The following is a 15,035-nucleotide window of genomic DNA, read 5'->3' on the forward strand; positions in this document are numbered from 1 at the left end:
CGCGCCCCGATGCGGCGCCCGAGCCGGGCAACAGGTGTTTGCCCTGATGCCCGCTTTGATTTTCATCATTAAATTTATTAAGTATCTAGACAGTTCATTTGCTCGCATCACAGGCTGATGCGGCAAGGCTGCCTGCAGCCCATGGCACCAAAATGACTGTGGCATGGGCTTTTTTTCCCCATCCTGCCCCGGAGACTGGCATGACCGGCAAGACGAAGCATTCCAAAACTACTTCACAAGATTCATCGGTTTTGGCGCAAGGGCAGGCGCCGGACCAGCGGATTTCGCGCCGCCTCTTCGGCCAGCTGCTCGGGCTGCCGACGCTGCTGGCCTCGGCGGCCACCGTCACCGCGGTGACGGGCTGCGGCGGCGGCGACGACGACCCTGCGCCCGCGCCGAATCCTGACGCGGCGACGCTGTCGCGCGCCGAGTTCGTGGCCACGATCTCGTCCTACTTCAACTGGGTCCATTCCTCGGAATACAACGACCCGTACAAGCTGCCGCAGCCCACCTTCACCGACGTGAAGCTGGGCGTGACGCCGCGGGCCAAGGAGATCGAGACGGCGGCCGAGGAGGGCGTGGTCAGCAACGCGCAGGGCAGCTTCCTGCCCGACCAGCCGGTGACGCGCGAAGAGGCGGCGGAGATGTACGTCAAGGCGTTCAAGGTCCCGGCCGCCAGCACCGATGCGCTGGCCGGCTTCAGCGATGCCGGCGCCATCACCGCCAGCCGCCGCGCCAGCGTCAACGCGATGGTAGCCGCGGGCCACATGAAGGGCGCCAGCGCCACACAGTTCGCGCCGGCGGCCACGCTCACGGCCGGCGAGGCCAAGGCGATCCTGGCCAGCATCACCACGCAGCAGGTCTCGCCGCCGCAGGTGATGTGCAAGTCGGGTACGACGGCGCCGCGGCGCTACGTGCAGATCTCCACGCCCACGCCCGGCGCGCGCATCTTCTACACCTACACCTTCGACGGCAGCGAGCCCGCCGATCCGACCACCGCCGCCGGCATCGAATACAACTTCGAGAACAACGGCGTGCTGCAGTTCGTCAACCCGCTGACCTCGACCACCGACTACCGGCTCTACCGCCTCAAGGCCGTGGCGGTGAAGGAGGGCATGAAACCCAGCGCCGTGCAGTCCTTCACCTGGAACATCGTGCGCCCGCAGACGGGCGCGTTCCAGGCCCGGCTCATCCACGCGGGCAGCGAGAGCTCGCCGCGGGTGTGGAAGATCCACAACCCGGCCGAGTACTTTCAGGCCTTCGTGTTCTACATCGAGGGCTCGGAGCGCGGCCTGGTCTTCGACGCCGGCGAGTACGGCTACCAGAAGGCCAACCTCAAGGCCTACATCGACACGCTGGCCACCAAGCCCTACGACCTCGTTGTCGGCCACAACCACCCCGACCACGCCGAGCAGATCTACAACTTCACCTCGGCCGGCATCACGCTGCACGCCTCGGCCATCGAGAAGGCGGCCATCATGGCCTCGACCCGGCCGGACTTCCAGGCCGCCGGCGCCGCGGCGGTGGCCATCGGCGACGGCCACGTGTTCAACCTGGGCAACGTCCAGCTCACGGCCTTCATGCAGCCCGGCCACACCAACGGCTTGATGACGGTCATCGTCAACCAGACGGGCTGGGTCTTCAGCTCGGACATGTTCGCCTGCAACCGCGCCTACACGGCCGACACCACGCAGTACAACCTGGTGAAGGTGGACCTGTTCCTGTCGCTGACGCAGCAGCTCATCGCCAACTACCGCCGCAGCAGCCTCACGGGCCAGATCACGGAGGTCACCAACGCGCACCAGGAGGTGCCGGTGGGCATGGAGGGCGTCAACAACTTCGTGAAGTGCTTCCAGCAGCTCATCGACCAGGGCGACGCGGTCACCCGGCCGTCGATCCGCGGCGGCCGCTTCGGCAACCCCACCAGCCCGACGACCCGCAACTCGCGCATGACCATGGTGGGCGACATGTGGCGGGACAAGAACTGGATGGCGATCGGCAACCCGCTGGGCTCCGGCCTGGACCAGCCGGTGGACTACTTCACGGCGCCCACCACCGCCTACCCTTGCGGCGCGACCGTCAACTACAACGCCGCCGACGGCTTCAGGAAGTACTCGGTGCTGAGCAACATCGAGCTCGTCGGCGGCACGCTGGTGGGCGTGGACGTGTACTGGGCGCCGCCCGCCAACGGCGTGCCCAACAAGGTCAGCAACAAGTTCGATCCCTGGACCTACGCCTACGCCGTCACCGTCCCGGCCGGCACGACCAGCCTCGTGGTCAAGCCGACGGCGATGTCGAACCTGGTCAGCTCCATGAAGGTCAACGGCACGGCGCTGGCCCAGGGCGCCAGCACCACCGTGGCGGTGGCGCCGGGCAGCGTGGTCACGATCGACGTGGTGTCGCCGGACGGCAGCTCCACCAGCAGCTACAAGCTGACCGTGGCGCAGGTTTGAGCGCGGGCGCCGGCATGCCGAGCACCTCCGTCATGCGGCGCGGGCACAGCGCCGGGCTCGCCGCCCTCGGCCTGCTGCTCGCCTGCGGCAGCGCCTTGGCCTCGTTCGGCGCCCATTACCACGGCACCAGCCGGGAGCGCGACGAGTTCCGGCTGTACCTGGACGGCGGCGAGTTCCTGGGCCGCAGCGGGTCGTTGCAGTCGATCCGGGTCACGGTGCACCAGCTGCGCAAGGGCCGGCTGGTGCGGCAGGGCGAGGACTGCGTGTACCACTTCGACGCCCAGGCGCCCGGCCGCAACCGCATCGAGTGCGCCGAAGGGCTGCCCGGCCCCCTGGGCGGCGTGGTCTACGCCCGCGACACGGCGCACGGCCCCGCGGCGGCGGACGAGGCCGAGCCGATGGTGTGCGTGCGCCGCTGTGGTCCGCGCGTGCCGCAGCGGCTGCTGCTGGAGGCGGAAGGGGACAACCACTGAGGGGGCTGGCCCCGCTGCACGGCCCGCGGGCCGGGGCTCACGCCACCGTCACCGTCTCCTGCGCCAGCCCCTTCTCCAGCTCGGCGATGCCCGCGGGCAGGTCCAGCGGGGCGCCGGCGCCCTGGATGCTCGATCCCAGCGCGTGCAGCGTGCGGAACAGGTTGTGGGCGCGGCTCTGTTCGCCCATCTGGCCGATGCGCACGATCTCCAGCCCGAACGAGCCCGAGATCTCCACCCGGTGCACGCGCGACATGGTGTCGCGCACTGCATCGGCCGACACGCCCTCGGGCACCTTGATGCCGATCACGGAATTCAGCCGCGCCGCCGGCGGTACCAGCAGCTCCAGCCCCATCGCCTCGATGCCGCGCTGCAGCGCCGTGGAGCACACCAGGTGGCGCTCGAAGCGCCGCGGCAGCGTCTCCTCGCACACCAGGCGCAGCGCCTCGTGGATCGCCAGCACGCCCGACACCGGCGCGGTGTAGTGGTAGGACTTCTTGTTCCAGAAGTTGTCCGCCAGCAGCGCGTCCAGGCACCAGTGCGCCATCTGGTGCTTGCGCTGCTCGATCTTGCGCCAGGCCTTGCGTGACAGCGCCAGCAGCGACACGCCGGGGATCGACGACAGGCCCTTCTGCCCGCCCGTGATCACCGCGTCCACCTTCCACGCGTCCATCTCCAGCGGCATGGTGCTGAGCGTGCACACCGCGTCCACGATCGCCACGCAGCCGTGCGCGTCGGCCAGCCGCGTGATGGCCTCCAGCTCGCGGTTGAACACGGTGTTGGAGGTCTCGCCCTGCACGATGGTGACGACCTTGTAGCCGCCGCCCCTGAGCACCTCCTCCACGCGCGCGGCGCTGGCGACCTCGAAGTTGGGCACTTCCAGCACCGTCACCTGGCCGCCCACGCGCGTGGCCATCTCGGCCATGCGGCGGCTGAAGTAGCCGTTGCAGATCGCCAGCACCTTCTCGCCCGGCGCCACCAGGTTGGCGATGGCCATCTCCATGGCCGCCGAGCCCGGGCCGGCCACGCCCAGCACGTGGCCGGAATCGGTCTGGAACACGTAGCGGCCCATGGCCTTCACCTGCTCGATGACCTTGTTCATCGTCTCGCCCAGGTGGTTGATGACGATGGAGTTGGCGTGGGCAACCTTGTGCGGGATCGGCACCGGGCCGGCGCCCATCATCAGCAGCGGTTCCTGGGGAAGGATGACGTCCAGCGACTCGACGCTGGGAGGTGGCAGCAGTGGCATGAGCGGGAATCTTCGAAAGCGGTTCGTCCCGGCCGGCTGGCGCGGGAAGTGATTGTGAACCCGCCGGCGCCGCGCCCTCGCCTCAGGCCGCTGCGCCCTCCGCCGTCGCCTCCAGCTTCAGCCGCAGGTACTGCTCGAACTCGCGCGCCGGGATGGGGCGGCAGAAGTGGTAGCCCTGCACCTCGTCGCAGCCCGCGTCCTTGAGGAAGTCGAACACCTCGCGCGTCTCCACGCCCTCGGCCACCAGGCGCAGGTTCAGCGTGCGCGCCAGGTGCAGGATGGCGCGCGCCAGCCGGTTCACGTTGTCCTCCTGCGCCACCTCCGTGAGGCTGGGCAGGAAGGTGCGGTCGAGCTTGATCACGTCCACCGGGAAGCGCCGCAGGTAGGCCAGCGAGGAGTGGCCCGTGCCGAAGTCGTCCACCGCCAGGCTCAGGCCCAGCTGCTTGAGCTCGCCCAGCACCTGCGCGGCCACGTGCGGGTCCTGCATCAGCGTGCCCTCGGTCAGCTCCAGCTCCAGCATGTGCGCGGGCAGGTGCGTCTCGCGCAGCGTCTGCCACACCGTCGTCACGAGCTGCGGGTCGTGCAGCTGGCGCGGCGAGAGGTTGACCGAGAGCATCAGCGGCCGCTGGAAGGCCTGCACCCACTGCCGCGCCTGCGCGCAGGCCTCGCGCAGCACCCAGGTGCCGATGTCGCCGATCAGCCCCGTCTCCTCGGCCAGCGGAATGAACTGCGCCGGCGGCACGCGGCCCAGCGTGGGATGGTCCCAGCGCAGCAGCGCCTCCATGCCCACCACCTCCAGCGTCGTGACGTCCAGCCGCGGCTGGTAGTGCACCTCGAACTCCTGGCGCTCCAGCGCGCGGCGCAGCGCGCTCTCCAGCGTCAGCCGCGTGCGCGCCTCCTCGTGCATGTCCGGCGTGAAGAAGCGGTAGCCGTTGCTGCGCGTGAGCTTGGCGCGGTACATCGCGCTGTCGGCGCACTGGAACAGCGCCTCCTTGGTCTGGGCGTCGCGCGGGTACAGCGCGATGCCGATGGAGGCGCCCACGAACACCTCCTGCGACTTCACCAGCATCGGCTCGTCGAACTGCGCCAGCAGCTTCCTCGCCACCGCCGTGGCCGAGCGCTCGCCGTGCGCGCAGGGCAGCACCACCACGAACTCGTCGCCGCCCAGCCGCGCCACCAGGTCGTCGGGCCGCAGGTTCGCGCGCAGCCGCCGCGCCACCTCCTGCAGCAGCAGGTCGCCGGCCTCGTGGCCCATGGAGTCGTTGACCTCCTTGAAGCGGTTGAGGTCCACGAACATCACCGCCAGCGCGCCGCCGTCGCGCGCCGCGTGGGCGATCATGTGGTCGGTGTGCTCGTTGAGCCGCGCGCGGTTGGGCAGCTGCGTGAGGGAGTCGCTGGTGGCGAGCTGGCGCAGCCGCCACTCGGCCTGCTTGCGCTGCGTGATGTCGCGCGCCGTGAGGTACATCACCTGCTGCTCGGGCACCCACTTCGCCGACCACGACAGGTGCACCACGTCGCCGCCCTTGGTGCGCCAGCGGTTCTCCAGGTCGTGGATCTCGCCGTGGCCGTACAGGAAGGCCTCGCTGTAGCGCAGCAGCGTGGACGCGTAGTCGTCCGGGTGCACGAAGCCGTGCCAGGTGCGCCCCACCATCTCCTCCTCGGCGTAGCCGGTGATGCGGCAGCCCGCCGGGTTCACGCGCGTGAAGCAGCCCCGGCTGTCGAGCGCGCACACCATGTCCAGCGAGTTCTGGATCAGGTTGCGGTTCTCGTCGCTCAGGGCGCGCAGCTGCTGCTGGATGCGGCGCTGCTCGGTGACGTTGCGCGACATGCCGCGGTAGCCGACGAAGACGCCGTCGCGCAGCATCGGCTCGCCGGCGATGGAGAGGTAGAAGGGCGCGCGGCCCAGCAGCGCCTTCACGCCGTACTCCAGGTCGCGGAAGGGCTCCCGGCGCTCGAAGCGGGCCAGGTACTCCAGCAGCGCGGGCTCCTGCGGGTCCATGGCGATCTCGGGGCGCGTCTTGCCCAGCAGGAAGCTCGACTCCACGCCCAGCCAGGCCTCGGCCTCGGGGCCGAGGACGGTGAAGCGGCCCTGGGCGTCGGTCTCCCAGTAGCAGTCCGACAGCAGCGCGGTGAGGCTGCGGTAGCGCTCCTCGCGCTCTTGCAGCTCCTGGCGCATGGCCTTTTCGGCGGAGATGTCGCGCGACACCGCCACGGTGCCCGCCAGCGCGCCGGTGCGCGGATCGGCCATCGCGCGCGTGGCCGTGGCCACCCAGCGGAAGCCGCCGTCGCGGTGGCGCAGCCGCAGCTCCAGCTGCGCCGGCCGCCGCCCGCGGCGCAGCTGCATCTCGACCTCGGCGCGTACCGCCGCCACGTCCTCGGGGTGGATGAGCTCGTTGGCGTTGCGCCCAAGCAGCTCCTCCTGCCGGTAGCCCAGCAGGTGTTCGCACGCGGGCGAGGCGTAGATGTAGCGGCCGTTGGCGTCGTGGCGCGAGATCAGGTCGCTGGCGTTCTCGGTCAGCAGCCGGTGCTCGGCCTCGCTGCGCGCGAGCCGCTGCTGCAGGCCGTGCTGGGCCGAGACGTCGGTGACGCTGCCCGCATAGCCGCTGTAGCGGCCCTGCGCGTCGAAGCAGGCCGCGCCCACGCCCAGCATCCAGCGCACGCCGCCGTCGCTGCGCACGATGCGGTATTCGAGCTGGTAGTCCTCGCGCTGCGCCGTGGCCCGGCCCACGGCGTCCTCCACCAGCGGCCGGTCCTCCGGGTGGATGCAGCCGTACCACCCGGCCAGGGAGAACTCGCTGTGCGAGGCGAAGTAGGCGCGCGCCTGGCGGTTGAGCTGCACGCAGCGGCCCTGCTCGTCCACGGCCCACACCAGCACCATGATCTCGTCGGCCAGCCGGCGCAGCGCCGCGCCCGCGCCGGTCTTCGTGCCCGTGCCCGTGCCCGTGCCCGCCACGGCGTGGCTGTGCCCTCCTTGCGATGTGCCCGTCACGATCCGGATCCCTTACCAACCTCTGGTTTCTTGCTGACCGATGTTCGGCAGCCGCGCCGCAGGCTTGAGGGACCGGGCCGGACACCCGGAAAAACCAGGGTTCAGCCCGGGGTCCGGCGCCACGGGGCGTGAAATCCTCACGTTGGCGCTGGTCCCATGCGGCTGGCGCTGGCCGCCCAGGGCGCGCTCAGCGCCGGTAGTCGTCGACGAGCAGCCTGCCCTCGGGCCCGGTGCGCTGCAGCCACTCGTCGAGCATGGGCTCGCCCACGGTCTTTTGCAGCCCGGTGCGCAGCGCCTCGGAGGGCGGCGCCACGGTCAGGCCCATGTCCTTGATCGCGGCCAGGAAGCGCTGGTGCCGGGCCTCGGACTGCTTCCAGCCGCGCTGCTCCGCCGTGATGGCGGCCTTGACCACCGCCTTGCGCGTGGCCGGGTCCAGCTGCTCGAAGGCCTTCAGGTTCATCAGCACCGCATGGCGCGGCAGCCAGGCCTGCAGGTCCACGAACACTTCCATGCCCTCGATGGCGTCGGCGCTGAAGCCGTCGGCCGACACCAGCGCCGCGTCCACCTTCCCGTGCGCCACCGTCTGCACCAGCTGCGTTTCGGGCACCGCCACCGGCTTGGCGCCCAGCAGCTTGGCCATGCGCTCGGTCGCGGGGCTGTAGGCGGCCCAGCCCAGGCCGCGCAGATCGGTGAGCTTGTCCACCGGCTTCTTCAGGAACAGCCCCAGCGGCGGCGAGGGCACGGAATAGAGCATCACCAGTCCCTGCGACGCGAGCTTCTTGCCCAGCGCCACGCGCTGCGCCTGGTAGAGCTTGTGCGCCCTGGGGTAGCCGCTGGCGAGGAAGGGAATGCTGTCCAGGCCGAAGGTCTGCCACTCCGTCTGCAGGTCCGCCAGCTGCAGCTCCCCGAGGGCCGACTTGCCGTCCGCTACCGCGCGCCGCACCGCTGGGGCCTTGAGCGCCGGGTCGGGCTTGAGGCTGATCTTGAGCTTGCCTTCCGATGCGCTCTCAACCTCCTTGGCGAACTGCGCCAGGTTCTCGGCGTGGAGGCTGGTGTCGGGGGTGGGCGTGGCGACCTGCCACGTGATGGCGTTGGCCGTGGCGGCGCTCGCGGCGGAAGCGGGTTTGGCGGCCGTGGCTGCGGTGGCGTTGGCCGTGGCGGCGGCCTGCGCCGGCGCGCCCAGCGACGCGGCGCCCAGGGCCAGCATGGCCAGCAGGGATTTGAACATCGAGGCTCCTTGTGGTTGCTGTGGGTTCGATCAGGGATTCTGCGGAGGCAAAAGCCCTCATCCGCCGCAGCGGACCGCCTGCCTGAGGGGGTCGCGATTGAAGCTATGCTGGCTTTCACCTCTTCACATCGGCGTGCCGGCGAGGGCGCAACACAGCATGGAAGCACAGCGCTGGGAGTTCTGGATCGATCGCGGGGGCACCTTCACCGACATCGTGGCGCGGCGCCCCGACGGCAGCCTGGCCACCGCCAAGCTCCTCTCCGACAACCCCGAGCAGTACCGCGACGCGGCCGTGGAAGGCATCCGCCGGCTGCTGGGCCTGGCGCCCGGCGCGCTCATCCCGGCGCAGCAGGTGGCGGGCGTGAAGATGGGCACCACCGTGGCGACCAACGCGCTGCTGGAGCGCAAGGGTGAGCGCACGCTGCTCGTCACCACGCGCGGCTTCCGCGACGCGCTGCGCATCGCCTACCAGAACCGCCCGCGCCTGTTCGACCGCCGCATCGTGCTGCCCGAGCTGCTGTACGAGCGCGTGGTGGAAGCGCAGGAACGGCTGGACGCGCAGGGCGCCGTGGTGTCGCCGCTGGCGCTGGACGCGCTGCGCCCGGCGCTGCAGGCGGCCTTCGACGACGGCCTGCGCGCCTGCGCCATCGTCTTCATGCACGCGTGGCGCCACCCGGCGCACGAGCAGCAGGCCGCGGCGCTGGCGCGGGAGATCGGCTTCACGCAGGTGTCGGCCTCCCACGAGGTCAGCCCGCTGATGAAGTTCGTCTCGCGCGGCGACACCACGGTGGTGGACGCCTACCTGTCGCCCATCCTGCGCCGCTACGTGGAGCAGGTCGCGGCCGAGATGCCCGGCGTGCCGCTGTACTTCATGCAGTCCTCGGGCGGGCTCACGCGCGCGGAGCGCTTCAACGGCAAGGACGCCATCCTCTCCGGCCCGGCCGGCGGCATTGTGGGCATGGCGCGCACGGCGCAGGCCGGCGGGCAGCAGCGGGTCATCGGCTTCGACATGGGCGGCACCAGCACCGACGTGTCGCACTTCGCCGGCGAGTTCGAGCGCGCCTTCGAGACGCAGGTGGCGGGCGTGCGCATGCGCGCGCCGATGATGAGCATCCACACCGTCGCGGCCGGCGGCGGCTCGATCCTGCACTTCGACGGCGCGCGGCTGCGCGTGGGCCCGGACAGCGCCGGCGCGAACCCCGGCCCGGCCTGCTACCGCCGCGGCGGCCCGCTCACCACCACCGACGCCAACGTGATGCTGGGCCGGCTGCAGCCGGCGCACTTCCCGGCCGTGTTCGGCCCCCAGGCCGACGAGCCGCTGGACCGGGTGAGCGTGCAACGGCGCTTCGCGGCGCTGGCGGTGGAGGTGGCGCGCCGGACCGGCCGCGCCGTCACGCCCGAGGCGCTGGCCGAGGGCTTTCTGCAGATCGCCGTGGCCAACATGGCCAACGCGGTGAAGAAGATCTCCGTGGCCCGCGGCTACGACGTCACGCAGTACACGCTGCAGTGCTTCGGCGGCGCGGGCGGGCAGCATGCCTGCGCAGTGGCCGACGCGCTGGGCATGACGCGCGTGTTCGTGCACCCGCTGGCCGGCGTGCTCTCGGCCTACGGCATGGGCCTGGCGGACCAGCTCGCGCTGCGCGAGGCCACGGTCGAACACGTGCTTGATGCCGACGGGCTGGCCGCGGCCGAGGCCACGCTGCAGCGCCTGGGCGCCGACGCGGCCGCCGAGATCGAGGCCCAGGGCTTCGCGCCGCCGGACATCCGGCTGCTGCGCCGGCTGCACGTGCGCTACCTGGGCACGGACACGGCGCTGGAGGTGCCCTTTGGCGACGAAGCCGCCGTGCGCGCCGCCTTTGAAAGTGCGTACCGCACGCGCTTCGCCTTCCTGATGCCGGGCCGGGCGCTGGTGATCGAGAGCGCCGCGGTGGAGGCCGTGGGCCCGGGCGCGGTGCCGGCGCAGCAGGCGCAGGCCGAGCACCCGCACCGCCCGCTGGCACTGGCGCAGGTGCGCGTGCACGCGCAAGGGCAGTGGTGCGACGCCAAGCTCTACCAGCGCGAGCAGCTGCAGCCTGGCGCGCTGGTCGACGGCCCGGCCATCATTGCCGAGGCCAACGCCACCACCGTGGTCGAGCCCGGCTGGCAGGCGCGGCTGACCGGGCTAGAGGACCTGCTGCTCACGCGCGTACAGCCGCGCGCCGCGGCCCGCGCCGTGGGTACCGAGGTCGATCCGGTGATGCTGGAGGTGTTCAACAACCTGTTCATGAACATCGCCGAGCAGATGGGGCTGCGGCTGCAGAACACGGCCTACTCGGTGAACATCAAGGAGCGGCTGGACTTCTCCTGCGCGCTCTTCGACGGCGAGGGCAACCTCATCGCCAACGCGCCGCACATGCCCGTGCACCTGGGCTCGATGAGCGAGTCGATCAAGACCGTCATCGCCCGCAACCCCGGCATGCGCCCGGGCGACGTGTTCGTGCTCAACGATCCCTACCACGGCGGCACGCACCTGCCCGACGTGACGGTGGTGACGCCGGTGTGGACGCAGGACGAATCGGGCGTGCTGTTCTACGTCGCCTCGCGCGGCCACCATGCCGACATCGGCGGCATCACGCCGGGCTCGATGCCGCCCTTCTCGCGCCGCATCGAGGAGGAGGGCGTGCTCATCGACAACGTCCGGCTGGTGGAAGGCGGCCGGCTGCGCGAGGACGAGATGCTGGCGCTGCTGAACGGCGGCCCGTACCCCGCGCGCAACGCGGCGCAGAACCTGGCCGACCTGCGCGCGCAGATCGCCGCCAACGAGAAGGGCGTGCAGGAGCTGCATGCGATGGTGGCGCAGTTCGGGCTGGAGACGGTGCAGGCCTACATGCGCCACGTGCAGGACAACGCCGAGGAGAGCGTGCGCCTGGCCATCGCGCGGCTGGACCCGGCGCTCACGCGCGACGGCCGTTTCAGCCTGCCGCTGGACAACGGCGCGCGCATCGAGGTGGCGCTGCGCATCGACCGCGAGGCGCGCTCGGCGGTGGTGGACTTCACCGGCACCTCGGCGCAGCGCGACGACAACTTCAACGCGCCCAAGGCCGTGGCGATGGCGGCCGTGCTGTACGTGTTCCGCACGCTGGTGGAGGACGACATCCCGCTCAACGCCGGCTGCCTGAAGCCCATCGAGGTGATCGTGCCCGAGGGCTCGATGCTCAACCCGCAGCCGCCCGCGGCGGTGGTGGCGGGCAACGTGGAGGTGTCCACCTGCGTCACCAACGCCCTCTACGGCGCGCTTGGCGTGCTCGCCGGGGCGCAGCCGACCATGAACAACTTCACCTTCGGTAACGCCAGGTACCAGTACTACGAGACCGTCTCTGGCGGCTCGGGCGCCGGCGTGGCGCTGGGCGGCGAGGGCGGTGGCGAGGAGGGCTTCGACGGCACCTCGGTCGTGCAGACGCACATGACCAACTCGCGGCTGACGGACCCGGAGGTGCTGGAGCTGCGCTTCCCGGTGCGGCTGGAGAGCTACGCCATCCGCGCGGAGTCCGGTGGCGCCGGGCGCTGGCGCGGCGGCGACGGCGGCACGCGGGTGCTGCGCTTCCTGGAGCCGATGACGGCGTCGATCCTGTCCAACGGCCGCGTCCATCCCGCTTTCGGCCTGGCCGGCGGCCAGAGCGGCGCGCCGGGGCGCAACGCGGTGCTGCGCGCCGACGGGCGGGTGGAAGAGCTGGCGCACATCGGCTCGGTGCAGATGGAGGCGGGGGACTGCTTCGTGATCGAGACGCCGGGGGGCGGGGGCTACGGGGCGGCGTGAGCGCCAGGGCGCCCAGCCTGGTGCCGGGCCGTGTATCAGCCTGCGCGCTGATACAGCCTCACTTCGATCGAGCCGGGCTGTGCCTTCAAGACGAAAGCCCCGGCGGATACGGTTTGCATGACTTCACCAACAAGGACAAATGTCATGCAACGAGCCGGTCCGCTTCCCTGGATGCCGCAAGTCCGCGCAGTACGATGCCTCGCCCCGGCACGGGGCCTGGCTGCCTGGGCCGCCCCGCTGCGCCGGTGCGTGGCCCGCTGGGGCCAGGACGACGATGAGCGCTACCTGGTTGCCGCGGGCAACCTGGAAGAGCTGGAGCGGCGGCAGCGCCGGCTGGAGCGCGATGGCCTGCGTGCTCCCGGCGCCTGGCTGAGCTGAACCCGCCCTGCCTGAATCCCACATCCCATGTTTGCCCTGGACCGCGACTCGCCGCTGCCGCTGGCGGCACAGATCGAGCGCCAGCTGCTGGCGCTGCTGCAGCAGGGGCGGTTCGCGCCGGGCATGCGCTTGCCCTCCATCCGGCAGCTGGCCGCGCAGCTGGGCGTGAGCCCCAACACGGTCGTGATCGCCTACGACCGGCTGGTGGGCGAGGGCTGGCTGGAGCCGCGCGGCACGGCCGGCTACTTCGCCGCCCTGCCGGCTGGCAGGCCGGCCGACGAGGCGACGCTGATCGAGGCGGGGGTGGAGCAGGACGCGGTGTGGCTGGTGCAGCAGGCCAACGACCAGCCCGCGGGGCTGCTCCAGGCCAGCAGCGGTTCGCTGCCCACGGCCTGGCTGCAGGACGCGGTGCCGCGCAGCGTGCTGCAGCGCGCCTTCGATGCCTTGCCCGGCGGCATGGCCGCGCGCTGTCCGCCGCAAGGCTGGCTGCCGCTGCGCGAGCGGCTGGCGTCCATGCTGTGCACGCAGGGCATTGCCGCCGACGCGGGCTGCGTGCTGACCGCCAGCGGCGCCACGCAGGCCATCGACCTCATCTGCCGCGCCTTCGTGCAGCGCGGCGATGCCGTGGTGATCGAGGACCCGGGCTACCACCTGCTGCGGGCCCGACTGGCCGACAGCGGCGCGCGCATCGTGCCGGTGCTGCGGGGGCCGGAAGGCATCGACCTGGCGCGCTTCGAGGCGGCGCTGGTCGAGCACCAGCCGCGGCTGGCCTTCATCCAGACCCGGCTGCACAACCCCACGGGCTGGACCGCCGCGCCGGGCAACCTGTACCGGCTGCTGTCGCTGGCGGAGCGCCATGGCGTCGTGATCGCGGAGGACGACGTGTACGGCCAGCTGCTGCCGGGCAGCACCACCACGCTGGCGCAGCTCTCGGGGCTGTCGCGCGTGATCCATTACTCCAGTTTCTGCAAGGTGCTCAGCCCGGCGCTGCGCGTGGGCTACCTGGCGGCCGACGCGGCGCTGCTGCAGCCGCTGCTGCGCCAGAAGATCTTCGCCTCGCTCAGCGGCGCCACGCTCAACGAGAGCGTGATGGCCGAGCTGCTGGCCAGCGGCCGGGTGCGCAAGCACATGGAGCGGCTGCAGCAGCGCCTGGCTGCCGCGCGCCAGGCGAGCCTGCGCGTGCTGCAGGACGTGGGCCTCTCCTTCGAGTCGCCGGGCCAGGGCGGGCTGTTCCTGTGGGGGCGGCTGCCCGCGGACGTCGAGCTGGAGCCGCTGGTGAAGGACGCACGGCAGCGCGGCATCCTGCTGGCCGGCGGGCCGGTCTTCAGCGTGCTGGACGAGCACGCGAGCAGCATCCGCTTCAACGTGGTCCATGCCCAGCACGTGCGCCTGAGCCGCTACCTGCGCGAGCGCTTCGAGGTGCTCTCGGCCGCGCAACGCTCGCTGGCGCGCATTGCCCGCACGAGGTAGCCGGCCGGCCCGGCGCGGGCGCGCTTCCTGCCCCGCCCCGAGGACCGCGCGCCCGGTGCGCGCCAGCCCCGTCAAGCTCTCACGAACCGGCAGGAGACCCATCCATGAGCACCCCCGACACCGCCGCCGTGTCCGCCGACCACGACGTCGCCCGGATCATGGGCGGCCTCTATGGCGACGGCATCATCGCCCTGCGCGGCGCCTTCGAGCGCGCCTGGGTGGAGCGGCTGCGCGAGGACATCGAGGCGCTGTTCGAGGAGGCGAAGAAGCGTCCGCGCGGCGCGCTGCCGCGCGGGCCCGAGCGCTGGTACGTGGAGGTGCATCCCGAGCGGCTGCGCGGCTTCGTGGACATCGTCTCGCACCCGTGGTTCGTGGCCGTGTGCCGCGCCGTGCTGGGGCCGGACTACAAGGTGATCGAGGTCGGCTTCGACATGCCCGGCCCCGGCGCGCAGGACCAGCCCTGGCACCGCGACTTCCCCATGCCCGACGAGACGCGGCTGGGCCGGCGGCTGAACTCGCTGGCCTTCAACCTCACGGCCGTGGACACCACGCCGGAGATGGGCCCCTTCGAGATCGCCCCGGGCACGCAGTGGGACGAGTTCGGGCTCGATGCCGAGAGCACCGAGCGGCGCGAGCTGGGCATGTTCCCGCCGCGCGAGCTGTTCCCGCGCTACGAGGCGCGGCGCCAGGTGCGCCTGGCGCAGATGGGCGACATCTCCGCGCGCTCGGCGCTGACCGTCCACCGTGGCACCGCCAACCGCTCCGACCGCTCGCGCCCGGTGCTGGTGGTGGGCGTGGACGGGCCCGACGCGCGCAACGGCGAGCGCCACGACATCCAGCTCACGCCCGCCTACGCCGCCTCGCTGCCCGACGAAGTGCGCCGCCACCTGGGCGGGCGCGTGGTGGAGAAGCTGGAGTACATCGAGCAGGCACATGCCATCGAAGGGCTGCTCAAGGGCGAGTACTGAGCCGCCTTCGCTTCCTGCCGCGCGTGGCACGCCC

At 71.4% G+C, this 15,035-nt stretch carries 9 protein-coding genes; 6 read left to right on the forward strand and 3 right to left on the reverse strand.

The annotated features are described in order from the left end of the window. Positions 1-200 precede the first annotated feature (200 nt). Both H537_RS0124210 and H537_RS0124215 read left to right on the forward strand, forming a co-directional pair. Positions 201-2,453 (forward strand): cadherin-like beta sandwich domain-containing protein, encoded by a 2,253-nt coding sequence (locus H537_RS0124210; RefSeq protein WP_169517083.1) that lies wholly within the window; start codon positions 201-203, stop codon positions 2,451-2,453. Between the two features lie 14 nt (positions 2,454-2,467). Then, entirely contained in the window at positions 2,468-2,926 is a 459-nt protein-coding gene (locus H537_RS0124215) for a hypothetical protein (RefSeq protein ID WP_028999907.1), read from the forward strand. Between the two features lie 37 nt (positions 2,927-2,963). On the opposite strand, the gene H537_RS0124220 is transcribed toward H537_RS0124215, so the two are convergent. From H537_RS0124220 to H537_RS45250, 3 genes are all read right to left on the reverse strand, one after another. Then, positions 2,964-4,172: a pyridoxal-phosphate-dependent aminotransferase family protein gene (locus tag H537_RS0124220; RefSeq protein ID WP_028999908.1), complete on the reverse strand. Its 1,209-nt coding sequence runs from the start codon at positions 4,170-4,172 to the stop codon at positions 2,964-2,966. Positions 4,173-4,254: 82 nt separating this feature from the next. Further along, positions 4,255-7,161 carry a bifunctional diguanylate cyclase/phosphodiesterase gene (locus tag H537_RS0124225; protein ID WP_156901912.1) on the reverse strand — a complete coding sequence of 969 codons (2,907 nt, stop codon included), beginning with the start codon at positions 7,159-7,161 and terminating at the stop codon, positions 4,255-4,257. Between the two features lie 187 nt (positions 7,162-7,348). Then, positions 7,349-8,389, reverse strand: a complete 1,041-nt coding sequence (locus tag H537_RS45250; protein WP_051243198.1) for a TRAP transporter substrate-binding protein — start codon at positions 8,387-8,389, stop codon at positions 7,349-7,351. A gap of 157 nt (positions 8,390-8,546) precedes the next feature. On the opposite strand from H537_RS45250, the gene H537_RS0124235 reads away from it, so the two are divergent. The 4 genes from H537_RS0124235 to H537_RS0124250 all read left to right on the forward strand — a co-directional run bounded on the left by H537_RS0124235 (position 8,547) and on the right by H537_RS0124250 (position 15,001). Further along, positions 8,547-12,185, forward strand: a complete 3,639-nt coding sequence (locus H537_RS0124235) for a hydantoinase B/oxoprolinase family protein (RefSeq protein ID WP_028999910.1) — start codon at positions 8,547-8,549, stop codon at positions 12,183-12,185. 144 nt (positions 12,186-12,329) lie between these two features. After that, a complete protein-coding gene (locus H537_RS53345) occupies positions 12,330-12,563 on the forward strand; it encodes a hypothetical protein (RefSeq protein ID WP_156901913.1) in 234 nt (77 codons plus the stop codon). Positions 12,564-12,590: 27 nt separating this feature from the next. After that, positions 12,591-14,033, forward strand: coding sequence for an aminotransferase-like domain-containing protein (locus H537_RS0124245; RefSeq protein WP_028999911.1), 1,443 nt, complete (start codon positions 12,591-12,593; stop codon positions 14,031-14,033). 104 nt (positions 14,034-14,137) lie between these two features. Beyond that, positions 14,138-15,001, forward strand: coding sequence for a phytanoyl-CoA dioxygenase family protein (locus tag H537_RS0124250; RefSeq protein WP_028999912.1), 864 nt, complete (start codon positions 14,138-14,140; stop codon positions 14,999-15,001). Positions 15,002-15,035: the final 34 nt, after the last annotated feature.

It is taken from the genome of Azohydromonas australica DSM 1124 (assembly GCF_000430725.1).
In the GTDB taxonomy this organism is placed as follows: Bacteria; Pseudomonadota; Gammaproteobacteria; order Burkholderiales; family Burkholderiaceae_C; genus Azohydromonas; species Azohydromonas australica.

Bases quoted from the DNA above. Each gene is read 5' to 3' on its own strand.
- H537_RS45250 (WP_051243198.1), bottom strand. From the start codon at position 8,389: ATGTTCAAATCCCTGCTGGCCATGCTGGCCCTGGGCGCCGCGTCGCTG.
- H537_RS53345 (WP_156901913.1), top strand. From the start codon at position 12,330: ATGCAACGAGCCGGTCCGCTTCCCTGGATGCCGCAAGTCCGCGCAGTA.
- H537_RS0124250 (WP_028999912.1), top strand. From the start codon at position 14,138: ATGAGCACCCCCGACACCGCCGCCGTGTCCGCCGACCACGACGTCGCC.
- H537_RS0124215 (WP_028999907.1), top strand. From the start codon at position 2,468: ATGCCGAGCACCTCCGTCATGCGGCGCGGGCACAGCGCCGGGCTCGCC.
- H537_RS0124220 (WP_028999908.1), bottom strand. From the start codon at position 4,172: ATGCCACTGCTGCCACCTCCCAGCGTCGAGTCGCTGGACGTCATCCTT.
- H537_RS0124210 (WP_169517083.1), top strand. From the start codon at position 201: ATGACCGGCAAGACGAAGCATTCCAAAACTACTTCACAAGATTCATCG.
- H537_RS0124245 (WP_028999911.1), top strand. From the start codon at position 12,591: ATGTTTGCCCTGGACCGCGACTCGCCGCTGCCGCTGGCGGCACAGATC.
- H537_RS0124235 (WP_028999910.1), top strand. From the start codon at position 8,547: ATGGAAGCACAGCGCTGGGAGTTCTGGATCGATCGCGGGGGCACCTTC.